Source organism: Halobacterium sp. DL1 (assembly GCA_000230955.3).
Classification (GTDB): domain Archaea; phylum Halobacteriota; class Halobacteria; order Halobacteriales; family Halobacteriaceae; genus Halobacterium.
Genome location: CP007060.1, coordinates 881,884 through 896,002, shown reverse-complemented (window position 1 = coordinate 896,002; position 14,119 = coordinate 881,884). Strand labels below are relative to the sequence as shown.

The window sequence follows — 14,119 nt, the reverse complement described above, 5'->3', positions numbered from 1 at the left end:
GTCCGTCAGTAGTGACGCCGTTGGACCTCCTCCGCGAACGCGCGGGCGAGGCCGGCGCCGACTTTGCACGTCGAGTAGGAGGCGTCGTCGAGGCGGGCGACTGGACGGACCTCCCAGGTGGTGTTCGTGAAGAACACCTCGTCGGCGTCGTGGAGGTCCGCGGGCGTGTAGTGGCCCTCCTCGACGGGGATGCCGACGTCCTCGGCCAGCTGGATGACCGCCCAGCGGGTGATGCCGGGAAGCACCGGCAGGTCGAGACTCGGCGTGCGGAGCACGCCGTCAGCGACGAAGAAGACGTTGCTCGAAGCGCCCTCGGTCACCCGGCCCTCTGCGTCGACCAGTAGCGCCTCGTCGGCGTCGCCAGCGTCGATGCGGGCGAGTACGCCGCCGAGGTAGTTGTGGGTCTTCGCGACGGAGGGGATACACTCGTCGGGAACGCGCTGGACGTCGACCGTTCTTGCCGTCACCGGCGCGTTCCAGACGCGCTCGCCGTCGACGCCACCACGGGGGAGTGATTCGACGACGACGACCACCGTCGGGTCCGCGTCGTCGTCCGGCGCGAGACGGCCGGACTGGACCCCTCGTGAGACGGAGAGGCGGACGTAAGCGTCCGACAGGTCGTTCGCAGCGAGCGTCTCGTGGACGCGGCTCCGGAGGTCGCTGCCGGAGAGCCCGTGGTCGATGTCGAGCGCCTCGCAGGTGGCGTCCAGGCGCTTCTCGTGGGCGGCCCACGCGAACGTCTGTCCACCGTACGCGCGGATTGTCTCGAAGGCGGCGTCGCCGTACTGGAACCCGCGGTCGCGGACGCTCACCGTGGCGTCCGCGTCGTCCACGAGTTCGCCGTTTACGTGGTATTGCATGCGTCGAGGAATGCGCTAGTCATCTGTTTGCCCCGGGGCGTGAGGATGCTCTCCGGGTGGAACTGTACACCTGCGTGGGGCCGCTCGCGGTGACGGACCGCCATCACGACGCCTTCGGCGTCCCGCGTGTCCGTCCACGCGGTTGGCTCGAGGCAGTCGGGGAGGTCGGCTTCGAGCACCGACAGCGAGTGGTAGCGCCCGGTCTGGACGCGCTCCGGAAGCCCCGTGAAGAGGCCCTGGCCGTCGTGGCGCACAGTCGACGGTTTGCCGTGGACGACCGACGGCGCGTGGCCCACGTCCGCGCCGTTGGCCGCGCACAGGGCCTGGTGGCCGAGGCAGACCCCCAGCGTCGGGTAGTCGAGGTCCCGGAAGACGGGGACCGAGACCCCCGCGTCGTCGGGCGTACCCGGCCCTGGACTGACGACGACGCCGTCCGGGTCGAGGTCACGGACGCCCGCGACGTCGATCTCGTCGTTGCGCCGTACGAGTACCTCCTCGGCGTGCTCCCCCAGGTACTGCACGAGGTTGTACGCGAAGGAGTCGTAGTTGTCCACGACGAGGACGCGGGTCACCTCGGACCACCCTCGCTGAGCGCCAACTCCTCCGCGGGGCCGGCGTCGAGCGCCGCGTCGATGGCGTCGACGAGCGCGCGAGCCTTGTCGAGGGTCTCCTCGTACTCCGCTCCAGGGTCCGAGTCGTGGACGATTCCGGCGCCGACGCGGAGGTGGTACGCCGCCGCGTGCCGGACGAGCGTTCGGATGACGATGTTCAGCGTCGCGTCGCCGTCGAAGCCGACGGCGCCGATGCTGCCCGTGTAGGGGCCGCGGCGGGTCGCCTCAACCTCGTCGACGAGCGCCATCGTCCGGGGCTTGGGCGCCCCAGTGATAGTTCCACCGGGAAACACCGCAGCGATGGCGTCCGCGAGGTCGCAGTCCCCGCGGATTCGCCCCCGCACCTCGCTGACGAGGTGCATCACCTCGCTGTATCTGTCGACGCGGCGGTACTCGCTCACCTCGACGCTGCCGTACTCGCTGACCTTCCCGAGGTCGTTTCGCTCGAGGTCGACGAGCATCGCGTGCTCGGCGCGCTCCTTCTCGTTGCTGGTGAGGTCGTCCTCCAGCGTGGCGTCCGCGGCCTCGGTGTCGCCGCGCGGCCGCGTCCCCGCTATGGGTTCCGTGACGAGGTCGCGGCCGCGGCGTTCGAGCAGGAGCTCCGGGCTCGCGGAGACCAGGTCGACGCCCGGGAACTCCACGAGCGCGGAGTAGGGCGCCGGGTTGGCCTCGCGGAGCGCCGCGAACACCTCGACAGGGTGGACGCTCGCGGGCGCCTCGAGACGGTGACTCACGTTCGTCTGGAACGTGTCGCCGTTGCGAATGTACGTCGTGATGGCGCGCACCCGGTCCTCGAACGCAGTCCGTCCGCAAGCGCTCTCGAAGGGGGCTCTCTCATTCGTCGGCGGCGAGCCGACGACGGGGTCGCCCGATTGCAGACGGTCGGCGAGCGCGAGAACCTGCTCGCGACCCTCGTCGAATGCGTCGTCGAAGTCGTTCACGGGAACGCTCGCGACGAGGCGGAGAGGGTCACCGGCCTCGAACGGTTCGCGCCAGGCCGCGACGACCGGGTAGACGCCGAACTGCACGCGCGGCAGCCCCCGGTCGTCGGTCGCGTTCGTGGGCAGGTCCTCCAGTTCGCGGGCGACGTCGTAGGAGAGCCAGCCGAACAGCCCGCCGGGGTGGGGTATCTCGCAGTCCCCCCGGACGACCGTTTCGCCGATTCGCTCGGTCAGCGCGTCGAGCGCGCCGTCCTCGCCGGGGCCGACAGTCAGGAACGCCGCTGGCGAGACGCCGAAGTAGCCCCAGCCGTCGCTGCCGCCGGTCGTCTCGTAGTAGAATCCCGGTTCGTCGCCCCGGGCGCGACGGTACGCTACAAAGGAGTCCTCGACCGGGACGTGGGCCTCGACGACGACGCGACTGTCGTCTGGCGCGTCCGCGGTTGCCGTGCGGAGGGCGTCGCGGTCGGAGACGACCGCCGCCCGTTCGTCACGCATCCCTCGGCGGCGTCATCAGCTTCGGTCGTTCGCGCTGTCGACCCAGCGCCCGACGCGCTTCGCGGAGAGGTCAATCTGGTCCGCGAGCTCCTCGGGATCCGCGTCCGCGAGCTCTGCGACCGTCGAGACGCCCGCGTCCTCGAGGCGCTCACCGTACGCCGGCCCGATGCCGTCGAGCACGGTGACGTGTTCGGATTCGGTCTCCGTCTCCGGGGCGGGTTCGGCTTCCTCCTCGGCCGACTCCGCTTCGTCGGCGTCCGTCTCGGCCTCGGCTTCCTCGACTGCCGGTTCGGCCTCTTCGACATCGACTTCCGGCTCGGATTCGGTCTCCGTCTCCGGCTCGAGTTCGGCCTCCTCGACCTGTGGCTCCTCGTCGGCCTCGGCCGGGTCGGCGGGCTGTTCCTCCGCCGGTGTCTCGGAAGCGGTGTCCGCGTCCGCCTCGGCGGTCTCGTCGGCCATGGTCGTCACGTCGCCCGCCTCCTCGGCGTCCGCGGACGAGTCGCGCTCTACGGTCACGTCGACGCCGCTGCCCGCGGAGCGGTCGCCGTCGCCCGCGCCGAGCAGCGACTTCAGTTTCGAGAGTAGTCCCATTGGGAGCCCATTTCAACTGCCCGCACTTAAAGCCGTGCCCGAAGCGCCCGGTTCATCGCGTCGACCGGCGCGTCCCGCCCGGTCCACAGTTCGAACGCAGCGACGCCCTGGTAGAGCAACATCCAGGCGCCGTCCACCGTCGTCGCGCCCGCGCCCGCCGCATCCTGGAGCAGGCGCGTCCGGAGTGGCGTGTAGACGGCGTCGAGTACTGCGAGGTCCGCGTGGAGCGCGTCGGCAGGGACCGGCGACTCGTCTTCCTCCATCCCGACGCTCGTCGCGTTCACGAGCACGTCGGCGTCCGCGAGTAACGTGGAGAGGTCGTCGAGTGGGTGGCCCGAGCCGTACACCTCGGCCGCCAGTTCCTCCGCGGTGGCGACGGTGCGGTTGGCGATACTGACGTCGGCGCCGGCGTCGGCGAGCGCGAACACCGCCGCGCGGCCCGCTCCGCCCGCCCCGACGACCACCGCGTCCCGGCCAGCCAGTTCGACGTCGTGGTGGCCGAACGCGCGCTGGACGCCGGCCACGTCGGTGTTGTGGCCGGTGGGATCCGTTCCCGAGAAGTCCACCGTGTTCACGGCCCCGACGCGCGCCGCGAGGTCGTCGACGTCGACGAGGTCGCGGACCGCCTGCTTGAACGGAATCGTGACGTTGAGCCCGTCGATGCCGAGCGCCTCGGCGCCCGCGAGCGCGGCTTCGAGGTCCGCGCGGGCCGGTTCGAAGGTGACGTAGCGGGCGTCCATCCCCAGTTCCTCGTAGGCCGCCTCGTGCATCGGCGGCGACAGCGAGTGCTCGACCGGCGAGCCGACGAGACCGAATACCTGCATACACCCACCCAGTACCGGCGTTCTCATAACTGGTACCCACACCGAATCGCTTTTTGCTACGAACCGAATCCCGGCGGACATGGTCGAACCGCTACTCGTCGACGGCGCGATACTCCTCGCGGGTGTCGTGCTGCTCTATCTCGGTGCCGAACTCCTCGTCTCTGCGGCCTCCGCCCTCGCGCTGTCCCACGGTCTGCGAGCCGCCACGGTCGGGGTCACCGTCGTCGCGTTCGCCACCACCGCTCCCGAACTGTTCGTCAGTTCCATCGGCGGCCTCACCGCCTCCGACAGCATCGCCCTCGGCAACATCGTCGGGTCGAACATCGCGAACATCGGTCTCGTCCTCGGGACAGCGGCGTTCCTCCGCCCGATGGCCGTCGACGAGGACATCCTCTACCAGCACGGGCCGTTCATGCTCGCCGCCGCCGTCGCGCTCGTCGTGCTCTCCCTCGACGGGACGCTCACGAAGCTAGACGGCGCGCTCCTCCTCGCGCTGCTCGCGGGGTTCACCGGCTACCTCTACTACCAGTCGAAGCAGGGGTCGGTGAAACTCCCCGAGGACGTCGAGATGGAGGCCGAGAACTCGACCGCGGGTGCCCGGGAGTACCTCACCCTGCTCGGCGGCATCCTCCTGTTGCTCGTCGGCTCCCGGAGTCTCATCCTCGGCGGCCGCGGCGTGCTCACCGCCTGGGGATTCAGCGACCTCGTCATCGGACTCACCATCATCGCGTTCGGCACCTCCGTCCCGGAACTCGCTACCTCGGTGGTGAGCGCGCTCCGCGACGAGGCCGACTTCTCCATCGGCAACGTCGTCGGGTCGAACATCTACAACGTGCTCGCGGTCATCGGCATCGTCGCCCTCCTCGTCCCCATCACCGTCGAAGCGAGCACGATGGCCTACGAACTCCCCGTGATGCTCGGGTTCACGTTCGTCGCGCTCGGCATCATGGGCGTCGGCGAACGCGTCACCCGCATCGAGGGCGTCGGCCTCATCGCGGGCTACGCCGGCTTCATCTACTTCCTGCTTCCCTGAACCACAAAGCGTTACTTTCGCCGAAGCGGACTGTGTTCGTACATGCTCGTCGACCGGCTCAAACATCCGGGAGCGGCGCTCGCGTTCGCAGCGCTGCTCACCCTCCCGTGGGTGGCAGTCGAGTTGACCGGCGGCCCCGGGGCCAACGGCTTCTCGGATCTCCTCACGGTGACCGTCAGCGGGGTGGCGGTGCTCGGCGCATCGTTCCTGCTCGCGTGGGGTGCCGAGACAGCAGAGAAAGACGTCCCGCGGGCGTTCGCCATCGCCGTCCTCGCCGTCCTCGCCGTCGCTCCCGAGTACGCCGTCGACGCGCTGTACGCGTGGACCGCCGGCGCGAACGTCGGCACGCCCCGCGGCATGGAGGCCGCCAACCTCGCCGTCGCGAACATGACCGGCGCCAACCGCATCCTCATCGGTCTCGGCTGGTCCGGCATCGCGATGTTCACCGTGTACCGGGCGACCACCTCCCGCGACACCGCCGTCGAGCGCCGTGACGGCTTCCTCGCGAGCCGCGTCCAGCTCGACCGGAACATCAGCACCGAGATATCGTTCCTGCTGGTCGCCACCGCCTACGCCTTCTTCGTGCCGCTGAACGGCGGCATCGGCATCCTCGACACCCTCGTTCTGGTCGGCCTTTACGTCGCGTACATCGGCATCATCATCCGCGGCGACGTCGTCGTCCACGACGACCAGGTGGGCGTCCCCGCCTACCTCCAGGGGTTCGTGCGGCGCTACCGGATACCCATCGTCATCCTGCTGTTCTTGTACTCCGGGCTGATGATCGCGACCGCGGTCCATCCGTTCGCCCACGGCCTCGAGTCAATCGGGGAGGCTGCCGGCATCCCGCCGTTCTTCATGATCCAGTGGATCGCGCCGCTGGCCTCCGAGAGCCCCGAACTCATCGTCGTCGCCTACCTCGTGAACAAGGCCCGCTCGACGGCGGGGTTCAACGCGCTCATCTCCTCGAAGCTGAACCAGTGGACGCTGCTCATCGGGACCCTCGCCGTCGTCTACAGCATCGCAGCGGGCCAGATCGGCACGCTCCCGTTCGACGAGAAGCAGCAGGCCGAGATCTGGATCACGGCCGCCCAGAGCCTCTTCGCCATCGCCATCCTCACGAACTTCAACATCAGCCTCCGGGAGGCGCTCACGCTGTTCGTGCTGTTCGTCTCACAGGTCGTCACGGAGTTCGCCATCATCCAGACGGTCGCCAGCGAAGCGCGGGCGACCGAACTCAGCATCCTACTCCTCGACGCCTACACCGTCGTCTACCTCGTGCTCGCGCTCTACCTGTTCGCGGCACGGCGCCAGGAGGTCGTCTTCCTCTTCCGAAAGACCGTGCGGAACGCCAGCTCCGCCTTCGGGCGGACGTCCGCCGCGGAGACCGACGACTAACGCCAGCCGTTTTACCGTTCGCGTCCTACCGCGGGTCGTGATTGGCATCGTCGTGAGCAGGGCCGACAGCGCCTCGGCGCACATCGGCGACCACCTGCTCGACCTCGGCGACTTCCAGCGCACCGACGACGGCGTCTACAGTGCCGACGGCTTCGAACTCCGGGAGTTCGACGACCTCCACCTCGACCTCGACGGCGTCGCCGCCGCCTTCGACGACCCCGACTTCGTCGTGTTCGTCTCCCGGCACGCCGGCGACACGGGACCGCTACTCACCGCGCACTTCACAGGCAACTTTGGGGCGGCGGAGTACGGCGGAGCGGACCGGTCGCTCGCTCCGGCCTGCCCGAACGCTCACCGCGAGGTGGTCACCGCGCTGGACGCCCACGCCCCCGAGGGCTACGACGTCGGCGTGGAGTGCACCCACCACGGCCCGACGGAGGTCGGTGCGCCGTCGATGTTCGTCGAACTCGGCAGTGGCGAAGAGGAGTGGAGCGACTCCGAGGGTGCGCGGGCAGTAGCGAAAGCCGTACTCGACCTCCGTGGCGTCGCGCCGCGGACGGAGCGCTCGCTCGTCGCGTTCGGCGGCAGCCACTACGCCCCCCGCCCCGAGCGCATCGTCCGCGAGACGGAGTGGGCAGTCGGTCACGTCGCCGCCGACTGGTGCCTCGACGACCTGGGCGACCCCCGCGAGCACGCCGACGTTGTCGACCGGATGTTCGCAGCTAGCGGCGCGACGCGCGCGGTCGTGGACGGCGACAAGCCCGACGTCGAGTCAGTCGTCGCTGACCTCGGCTACCGCGTCGTCAGCGAGACGTGGGTCCGGGAGACCAGCGGCGTCCCGCTGGCGCTGGCCGCGTCCATCGAAGGGGACCTCGGGCCAGTTGACGAGGGCCTGCGCTTCGGCGACCCGTCCGAGGACCACGCGGGCGACTACGTGGTCGTCGACCTCCCGACGGAACTGCTCGACGCGGCCCACGCCGCGGACGCGCAGGCCACTGTCGAGGCCGGGGGCTCGACGGCACTCGCTGTCGCGACCGAGGAGAACGGTAACCGTCTGACCGGCGCCGCGGCGTTCCCCGACGAGACCACCTACGAGGCGTTCCTCGAACGAGTCGCCGACGTCCTCAAGACTGACTACGACGACGTGGCGGTCGACAGCGAGACGCTGACGGCGACCCGGGAGGCGTTCGACCCCGCCGCAGCCAGCAACCTGGGCGTCCCAGAGGGGCCGGCGTTCGGACGACTGGCGAACGGGGAGGTCGTGGAGGTGGAGGGACGCGAGGTCCGACCGGCGGACGTCGCCCGGAACGAGACGCTCTCGGTTCCGGTAGGTTTCGGCTACCGCGCTCGCGGACGCGTGCGACGCCCGTCCGACGCGGAGGGGAAAGGTAATTAAGCCTCACACGCTACCCGTTAGCCAACAATGGACTCGATTGTACAGGACGCCATCGACGAGGCCGAGGACGGCGAGGAACCGGCCTCGGACTCGGGTGACGTCCGGGTGGAGGACACATCCTCCACCGTCCCCACGGGGGAGATGACCGACGACGAACTCGAGGACGTCCTCCAGGAACTCCAGACGAGCATCACGGTGGTCGGCTGCGGCGGGGCCGGTTCGAACACGGTCGACCGCATGGCGAAGGAAGGCATCCACGGTGCCGACCTCGTCGCCGCCAACACCGACGTCCAGCACCTCGTCGAGATCGACGCCGACACGAAGATTCTCATGGGCCAGCAGAAGACCCAGGGGCGGGGCGCAGGCTCGCTCCCGCAGGTCGGCGAGGAGGCCGCTCTCGAGTCCCAGGACGAGATTCGCGACTCCATCGAGGGCTCGGACATGGTGTTCGTCACCGCCGGTCTCGGCGGCGGCACCGGCACTGGCTCCGCGCCCGTCGTCGCGAAAGCCGCTCGCGAACAGGGCGCGCTCACCATCGCCATCGTCACCACGCCGTTCACCGCCGAGGGCGAGGTCCGGCGCACGAACGCCGAAGCGGGTCTCGAACGGCTCCGCGACGTCGCCGACACCGTCATCGTCGTGCCGAACGACCGCCTGCTCGACTCCGTCGGCAAGCTCCCCGTCCGCGAGGCCTTCAAGGTCTCCGACGAGGTGCTGATGCGCTCGGTGAAGGGCATCACCGAACTCATCACGAAGCCCGGCCTCGTCAATCTGGACTTCGCCGACGTTCGCACGGTCATGGAGAAGGGCGGCGTCGCCATGATCGGTCTGGGCGAAGCCGACTCCGATGCGAAGGCCGCGGACTCCGTGAAGTCCGCGCTGCGCTCCCCGCTGCTCGACGTCGACATCTCCTCGGCGAACTCCGCGCTCGTCAACGTAACCGGCGGCCCGGACATGAGCATCGAGGAGGCCGAGGGCGTCGTCGAACAGCTCTACGACCGCATCGACCCGGACGCCCGCATCATCTGGGGCACCAGCATCGACGACGACCTCGACGGCGAGATGCGCACGATGGTGGTCGTCACCGGCGTCGACTCCCCGCAGATCTACGGCCGCAACGACGCTCCCGAACCCGAACCGGAACCCGACGGCGGCGCCAGCGACATCGAGGACATCGACTACGTCGAGTAGCGCGCTGCGCTACCGGCGCCCCGGTTTCATCGCGACGTACCGGTGGAGTTTCTCGAAGTACTTGAGCGGGCTCTCTCGTTTCGTAATCCACTCCACGAGTTCGAACCCGGCGTCGTCTATCTGGGCCTTGGTCCGCCACGGGAGGCCCCAGTAGATGTCGAGACCGAACTCGTCGGAGTCCGTCTTGTACGGCGACCCGATTCGTTGGCGGTTCCCGTTCGACAGATAGTTCCCCCTGACTAGCTCGAATTTCGTGAGCAACGAGGGGAGGAAGAACAGTCTGTTGTGCGAACTGAACCCGAACAGGCCGCCCGGGCGGAGCACCCGGCGTACCTCCCGAAGCGCCTGCGTGCGCTTGGACTCCGGATAGATGCAGTCGATGCCGTTGTTGGAGAACAGCACGTAGTCGAACGACTCGTCCGGGAACGAGAGGGCCGTCGCGTCGCCGACGCGGAAGTCGAGTTCGGTGTGGATCTCGCGCGCGGCCGCCACCATCTCTTCGCTCTTGTCCACACCGACGACGTCGAATCCACGTTCGGCCAGCGGCTTCGTCGTCCGGCCTGCTCCACAGCCCAGGTCGAGAACCGTCGCTCCCTCGTCGAGGAAGTACTTGTCGAGGACGAGTTCCTCGCCATCGAACAATCCCTCCCGGTACACCTCCTCCGCGTACTTCTCCACGGCTTCCGGCGACGTGTACACGTCGTCGTTCGAGCCGTCGTACTGGTCTCGGAGAAGGGACCTACTATCAATAGTCTCTGGACGGTTCTCGGTCATACTCGAATCGAACACACTCGATAGCCACGGATTGTAATACCCCACGTGAGGGCAGTAAGACGGCCGTACTCTGTCAGTTAACTGTCATCACGCGATCGCTGGCCGCCGATAGCGGCCCGCACTGCTTCGACCATCGGTTCTGCGAGACGACGCACCCCCGAAGTTCCGCCGGGGAACACGGCGCAGCATCAATAGATAGAAAAGCGAGCGCAACAATCCCCATACTATGGACGTTCCCCTAGAGCTTTCCGCGTACACCCGCGTGCTGCGGCTCGCCAGCACGCCATCGTGGGAAGAGTTCTCCCAGATCGCCAAGATCGCCGCAGCGGGCATCTTCCTCATCGGCCTGCTCGGCTTCCTCATCTTCCTACTGATGAGCGTCGTCACGTCGGTGATCTGAGATGCCGGTGTTCGCCGTCAAGACGACCGCGAGCCAGGAGCAGACCGTCGCGAGCATGATTGCCAACCGCGAGGAGGACGACATCCACGCAGTGCTGGCGCCGGACGCGCTCACGAGCTACGTGATGGTCGAGGCCGACGACTCCAGCATCATCCAGCGCGTGATGGACGAGATTCCCCACGCCCGCAGCCTGGTCCCGGGGAAGTCCTCCATCACGGAGGTCGAGCACTTCCTCTCCCCGAAGCCGGACGTCGAGGGCATCGCGGAGAACGACATCGTCGAACTCATCGCCGGCCCGTTCAAGGGCGAGAAGGCCCAGGTCCAGCGCATCGACGAGGGCAAGGACCAGGTCACCGTCGAACTGTACGAGGCGACCGTCCCGATTCCGGTGACGGTGCGCGGCGACCAGATCCGCGTGCTGGACTCCGACGAACGGTAGCCTGTACGCCGAGCGCTGAACGCGCGGCAGTACGGACGACTATCCGCCGAGTTTCCTTGCGACTCAGACTTCGTAGCGCACAGTATCGACTGTCGTCACTGTCGGCGAACCCAGTCAGTGGAGGGGAGAACGGTGGGTGAGTGGGTGGTGGGTGGGGTGGGAGCCTCGGAGAACGCCGTCAGCTAGTCGTCGCCGTCGCGGGGTCGGACGTGTCGAGGGCGTCGGCCGTCTCGTCGGTCAACAGGTCCTCCAATAGTTCGACGTCGAGGGCGGCGACGACGTCCTCGAGGACGGCTTCGCGCTCTCGGATTGCGGCGGCGTCGCCGTCGTAGAAGCGTACGTATTCCGCGCGCGTGTGCTCTTCTAACCCGTGCTTGACGGCGAAGTAGCCCTCCGGCACGGTTTCGCCACAGATCTCGCAGTCGTGGTCGTCGTGGTCGGTCACCTGGTGCGCGAGGAGCGCCTCGACGGTGTCGAACGCCGACCCGCAACCGGTTATCGCACATTCCCACCCGGACATGCCTGGGTGTATCCTTAGCGCGCAGATAAACTTTGTGTCGCCCCCGGGGCCACGCAACCCGCGCCGTCTGCCGTTTGTCTGTCGCCCGTCTGACAGAGTATCACGAGCGAAAACGGGGAAACGACCCCCTGAATCGGGTTCTCGACGCTCCAGAACGCCGGCTCAGTGGGCGCCCATTCGGAGACGACGTTGACGCAGTAAACACCCGCGACGATGAGTGCCAGTCCGGTAACACCCGCTGTGTCGACAGGTTCGTCGAATACGAGGACGCCGATAGCCGCGACGCCGACCACACTGAGCGCGGCCCACGTCCCGTAGACGACGGTGAGAGGGAGTTCTTCGAGCGTGAGCGAGACGAGGTAGAAGGCCGCCCCGTAGCCGGCCACAACGCCGACTCTCGGGAGGAGGCGGGAGAACCCCTCGGAGAGTTCGAGCGCCGTCGTCTCCAGTAGTTCCGAGAGAATCACCAGACCGAGCAGTGCGTACGGATGCATACCCGGGAGGGTGCCCAGTAATCAGTTGGCTATTTCGCTCGTTCTCACCGACTACACTCCCGGGGTTGGTTCCCTACTGCTCGCCGGCCATCCGAAAATCGGGGATGTTCGGCGAGTGGCTCGCTACTGTTCGCCACTCTGCCTGTAGATCAGGTTGCGCTGGATCTCGTTGGCGCCCTCGTAGATGACCGGGATGCGGACGTCGCGGTAGACGCGGGCGATGCGGCGGTCGGTGAAGTTCGAGCGGCCGCCGTGGAACTGCATCCCCTGCTCGGCGTTCGCCGTGGCGACCTCGGTGGACTTCGTCTTCGCCATCGCGGCCCACAGTCCCGGGTTCTCGTAGGCCTCGACCTTCCGGGCGGCCCGGTAGTTCAGCGCGCGTGCGGCCTCGAATTCCATGCGCATGTCCGCGAGACCGTGCTGGACGGCCTGGAAGTCCGAGATGGTGCGCCCGAACTGCTCGCGGTCGTGGACGAACGACCACGCCTCCTCGAGCGCCGCGGCGGCGAGGCCGAGACCGTGCCCGCCGACGACGACGCGGCCGTGGTTGAAGAAGTCCGCGAGCATCATGAACCCGGCCCCCTCGCTGCCGACGAGGTTCTCCTCGGGAATCCGGCAGTCGTCGAAGACGACGTGGGCTTGTTTGGACGCGCGCATCCCCATCTTCTCGGGGATGTGTTCGGCCTCGTAGCCGTCCGCGTCCGTCGGCACCGCGAACACGGAGTAGTTCATGTAGCGGTCGTCAGTGTCCGCCGTCTTCGCGTACACCGTCAGCCAGTCCGCCTCCACGCCGTTGCCGATCCAGTACTTCTCGCCGTTGAGGACGTACCCGTCGCCATCCTTCTCGGCGGTCGTCTGCATCCCCGCGAGGTCCGACCCGACGTCGGGTTCGGAGACCGCGAGGCCCGTGATCTGGTCGTTCTCGGCGACCGGCCGGAGGAACCGCTCTTTCTGCTCGTCGGTGCCGTACTCGCCGAGCATCTCCGCGCCGAAGCTCGCGAGCTGGAGCGTCAGCGCGATGCCGGCGTCCGCGCGGTAGAACTCCTCGGCGATGGCCAGCACCTGCGTCAGGTCGAGGCCGCGGCCGCCGTACTCCTCGCTGATGTCCTGGGCGACGAGCCCGGCGTCCATCCCGGCTTCGAGGATCTCCCAGGGGTAGTCGCCGGTGCGATAGTACTCCTCGGCGTTCGGCGCGATGTGCTCGGCCGCGAACTCCCGAGCGTCGCGTTTGACGTCCCGCGCGTGCTCGGGGACGATGTCCTCGGAGAGCAGAGTCAGGCCCATACAGTAGCGTGGGTCGCCAGCCGGATAAATCGCCTCAGAACCCGGGACAACGGGGACGGGGTTCACGCGCGAACCGTAAATCGCTAATCAGGGGCGTTCGAACGGGTCGGTGTGCCGACGACTCGGGTCGACCTCCACGTGAAGGTGCTCGACGACGCAGTCGTGCGTCGAGCGAAAGCAGCGGGCGTCGAGGTCCTGGTGTACGCCCCGCACTTCACGCGACTTCCCGACATCCGGGACCGCGCGCGGGAGTTCTCCGACGAGGACCTGCTCGTCGTGCCGGGCCGCGAGGTGTTCACCGGCTCGTACCGCGACCGCAAGCACGTGCTCGCGGTCGGCCTCTCGGAGGGCGTCCCCGACTTCGTGACACTCGACGGCGCGCTCGCGGAGTGCCAGTGGCAGGACGCCGCGGTGCTCGCCCCCCACCCCGAGTTCCTGACGGTGAGCCTCACGGCCACCGACATCTGCGAACTGCGCGACCGCATCGACGCCGTGGAGACGTACAACCCGAAACACCTCTCCCACCACAACCAACGCGCGGCGACGCTCGCCGACGCACACGCCATCCCCACGTTCGCCTCCTCGTACGCCCACCGCCCGTCCACGATCGGCGAGGTGTGGACGGAGTTCGACGCGGACATCGACAGCGAACGGGCCCTGGTCGACGCGCTCAAGTCCGGCGTGGACCGGTGGACGGAACACCGCGACGGCCTGACCCACCGCCGGCGCCGTCTCGTCGAGAAACTCCACCTCGTCTACGAGAACACGTGGGAGAAGGTGGACAGGCTGCTGCTCTCCGGGATGGAGCCGACACATCCGCGCCACATCGCCTACGGCGGCGAGTTCGACGACGTCGCGGTGTACTGAGTCA

16 protein-coding genes are annotated in these 14,119 nt (G+C 68.1%); 7 read left to right on the top strand and 9 right to left on the bottom strand.

Going from position 1 to position 14,119, the window contains the following annotated elements:
* Nucleotides 1-5: 5 nt before the first annotated feature.
* Genes HALDL1_06075 through HALDL1_06055 form a run of 5 tightly spaced genes read right to left on the bottom strand, consistent with a single transcriptional unit; the run spans nucleotide 6 to nucleotide 4,322 of the window.
* Complete coding sequence (locus HALDL1_06075) at nucleotides 6-860, bottom strand: branched-chain amino acid aminotransferase (protein AHG03207.1); 855 nt, start codon at nucleotides 858-860, stop codon at nucleotides 6-8.
* Entirely contained in the window at nucleotides 845-1,432 is a 588-nt protein-coding gene (locus HALDL1_06070) for an anthranilate synthase (protein ID AHG03206.1), read from the bottom strand. Before HALDL1_06070 ends, HALDL1_06075 begins: the two co-directional genes overlap by 16 nt.
* On the bottom strand, nucleotides 1,429-2,907 hold the full coding sequence (locus tag HALDL1_06065) for an anthranilate synthase (GenBank protein ID AHG03205.1): 1,479 nt from the start codon (nucleotides 2,905-2,907) through the stop codon (nucleotides 1,429-1,431). Before HALDL1_06065 ends, HALDL1_06070 begins: the two co-directional genes overlap by 4 nt.
* Nucleotides 2,908-2,922: 15 nt before the next feature.
* Complete coding sequence (locus tag HALDL1_06060; GenBank protein ID AHG03204.1) at nucleotides 2,923-3,498, bottom strand: hypothetical protein; 576 nt, start codon at nucleotides 3,496-3,498, stop codon at nucleotides 2,923-2,925.
* A 26-nt stretch (nucleotides 3,499-3,524) separates the two neighbouring features.
* Nucleotides 3,525-4,322 carry a shikimate dehydrogenase gene (locus HALDL1_06055; protein ID AHG03203.1) on the bottom strand — a complete coding sequence of 266 codons (798 nt, stop codon included), beginning with the start codon at nucleotides 4,320-4,322 and terminating at the stop codon, nucleotides 3,525-3,527.
* Between the two features lie 79 nt (nucleotides 4,323-4,401).
* On the opposite strand from HALDL1_06055, the gene HALDL1_06050 reads away from it, so the two are divergent.
* Genes HALDL1_06050 through HALDL1_06035 form a run of 4 tightly spaced genes read left to right on the top strand, consistent with a single transcriptional unit; the run spans nucleotide 4,402 to nucleotide 9,337 of the window.
* A complete protein-coding gene (locus HALDL1_06050; GenBank protein AHG03202.1) occupies nucleotides 4,402-5,355 on the top strand; it encodes a cation transporter in 954 nt (317 codons plus the stop codon).
* Nucleotides 5,356-5,397: 42 nt separating this feature from the next.
* Nucleotides 5,398-6,750 (top strand): sodium:calcium antiporter, encoded by a 1,353-nt coding sequence (locus tag HALDL1_06045; protein ID AHG03201.1) that lies wholly within the window; start codon nucleotides 5,398-5,400, stop codon nucleotides 6,748-6,750.
* A 37-nt stretch (nucleotides 6,751-6,787) separates the two neighbouring features.
* The gene (locus HALDL1_06040; GenBank protein ID AHG03200.1) at nucleotides 6,788-8,146 is read left to right on the top strand and encodes a hypothetical protein; all 1,359 of its coding nucleotides are present in this window, start codon (nucleotides 6,788-6,790) and stop codon (nucleotides 8,144-8,146) included.
* Between the two features lie 27 nt (nucleotides 8,147-8,173).
* The gene (locus HALDL1_06035) at nucleotides 8,174-9,337 is read left to right on the top strand and encodes a cell division protein FtsZ (protein AHG03199.1); all 1,164 of its coding nucleotides are present in this window, start codon (nucleotides 8,174-8,176) and stop codon (nucleotides 9,335-9,337) included.
* 9 nt (nucleotides 9,338-9,346) lie between these two features.
* Here the strand turns inward: HALDL1_06035 and HALDL1_06030 are convergent, their stop codons facing one another.
* Nucleotides 9,347-10,111 (bottom strand): methyltransferase, encoded by a 765-nt coding sequence (locus HALDL1_06030; protein ID AHG03198.1) that lies wholly within the window; start codon nucleotides 10,109-10,111, stop codon nucleotides 9,347-9,349.
* Nucleotides 10,112-10,337: 226 nt separating this feature from the next.
* Between HALDL1_06030 and HALDL1_06025 the strand changes: the two genes are divergently transcribed.
* Together HALDL1_06025 and nusG are read left to right on the top strand one after the other, a co-directional pair.
* Nucleotides 10,338-10,511 carry a preprotein translocase subunit SecE gene (locus HALDL1_06025; protein ID AHG03197.1) on the top strand — a complete coding sequence of 58 codons (174 nt, stop codon included), beginning with the start codon at nucleotides 10,338-10,340 and terminating at the stop codon, nucleotides 10,509-10,511.
* Nucleotide 10,512: 1 nt separating this feature from the next.
* Nucleotides 10,513-10,950: a transcription antitermination protein NusG gene (gene nusG / locus HALDL1_06020; GenBank protein ID AHG03196.1), complete on the top strand. Its 438-nt coding sequence runs from the start codon at nucleotides 10,513-10,515 to the stop codon at nucleotides 10,948-10,950.
* Nucleotides 10,951-11,128: 178 nt separating this feature from the next.
* Here the strand turns inward: nusG and HALDL1_06015 are convergent, their stop codons facing one another.
* The 3 genes from HALDL1_06015 to HALDL1_06005 all read right to left on the bottom strand — a co-directional run bounded on the left by HALDL1_06015 (nucleotide 11,129) and on the right by HALDL1_06005 (nucleotide 13,242).
* A complete protein-coding gene (locus HALDL1_06015; protein ID AHG03195.1) occupies nucleotides 11,129-11,470 on the bottom strand; it encodes a hypothetical protein in 342 nt (113 codons plus the stop codon).
* A gap of 14 nt (nucleotides 11,471-11,484) precedes the next feature.
* A complete protein-coding gene (locus HALDL1_06010) occupies nucleotides 11,485-11,964 on the bottom strand; it encodes a transporter (protein AHG03194.1) in 480 nt (159 codons plus the stop codon).
* Between the two features lie 123 nt (nucleotides 11,965-12,087).
* Entirely contained in the window at nucleotides 12,088-13,242 is a 1,155-nt protein-coding gene (locus HALDL1_06005) for an acyl-CoA dehydrogenase (GenBank protein AHG03193.1), read from the bottom strand.
* Between the two features lie 117 nt (nucleotides 13,243-13,359).
* Between HALDL1_06005 and HALDL1_06000 the strand changes: the two genes are divergently transcribed.
* Nucleotides 13,360-14,115: a metal-dependent phosphoesterase gene (locus HALDL1_06000; GenBank protein AHG03192.1), complete on the top strand. Its 756-nt coding sequence runs from the start codon at nucleotides 13,360-13,362 to the stop codon at nucleotides 14,113-14,115.
* Nucleotides 14,116-14,119: the final 4 nt, after the last annotated feature.

What these genes read in the sequence shown, in the direction of transcription:
- HALDL1_06065 (AHG03205.1), bottom strand. Translation starts at nt 2,907, where the DNA reads ATGCGTGACGAACGGGCGGCGGTCGTCTCCGACCGCGACGCCCTCCGC.
- HALDL1_06055 (AHG03203.1), bottom strand. Translation starts at nt 4,322, where the DNA reads ATGCAGGTATTCGGTCTCGTCGGCTCGCCGGTCGAGCACTCGCTGTCG.
- HALDL1_06025 (AHG03197.1), top strand. Translation starts at nt 10,338, where the DNA reads ATGGACGTTCCCCTAGAGCTTTCCGCGTACACCCGCGTGCTGCGGCTC.
- HALDL1_06045 (AHG03201.1), top strand. Translation starts at nt 5,398, where the DNA reads ATGCTCGTCGACCGGCTCAAACATCCGGGAGCGGCGCTCGCGTTCGCA.
- HALDL1_06050 (AHG03202.1), top strand. Translation starts at nt 4,402, where the DNA reads ATGGTCGAACCGCTACTCGTCGACGGCGCGATACTCCTCGCGGGTGTC.
- HALDL1_06075 (AHG03207.1), bottom strand. Translation starts at nt 860, where the DNA reads ATGCAATACCACGTAAACGGCGAACTCGTGGACGACGCGGACGCCACG.
- HALDL1_06060 (AHG03204.1), bottom strand. Translation starts at nt 3,498, where the DNA reads ATGGGACTACTCTCGAAACTGAAGTCGCTGCTCGGCGCGGGCGACGGC.
- HALDL1_06015 (AHG03195.1), bottom strand. Translation starts at nt 11,470, where the DNA reads ATGTCCGGGTGGGAATGTGCGATAACCGGTTGCGGGTCGGCGTTCGAC.
- HALDL1_06010 (AHG03194.1), bottom strand. Translation starts at nt 11,964, where the DNA reads ATGCATCCGTACGCACTGCTCGGTCTGGTGATTCTCTCGGAACTACTG.
- HALDL1_06035 (AHG03199.1), top strand. Translation starts at nt 8,174, where the DNA reads ATGGACTCGATTGTACAGGACGCCATCGACGAGGCCGAGGACGGCGAG.
- nusG (AHG03196.1), top strand. Translation starts at nt 10,513, where the DNA reads ATGCCGGTGTTCGCCGTCAAGACGACCGCGAGCCAGGAGCAGACCGTC.
- HALDL1_06030 (AHG03198.1), bottom strand. Translation starts at nt 10,111, where the DNA reads ATGACCGAGAACCGTCCAGAGACTATTGATAGTAGGTCCCTTCTCCGA.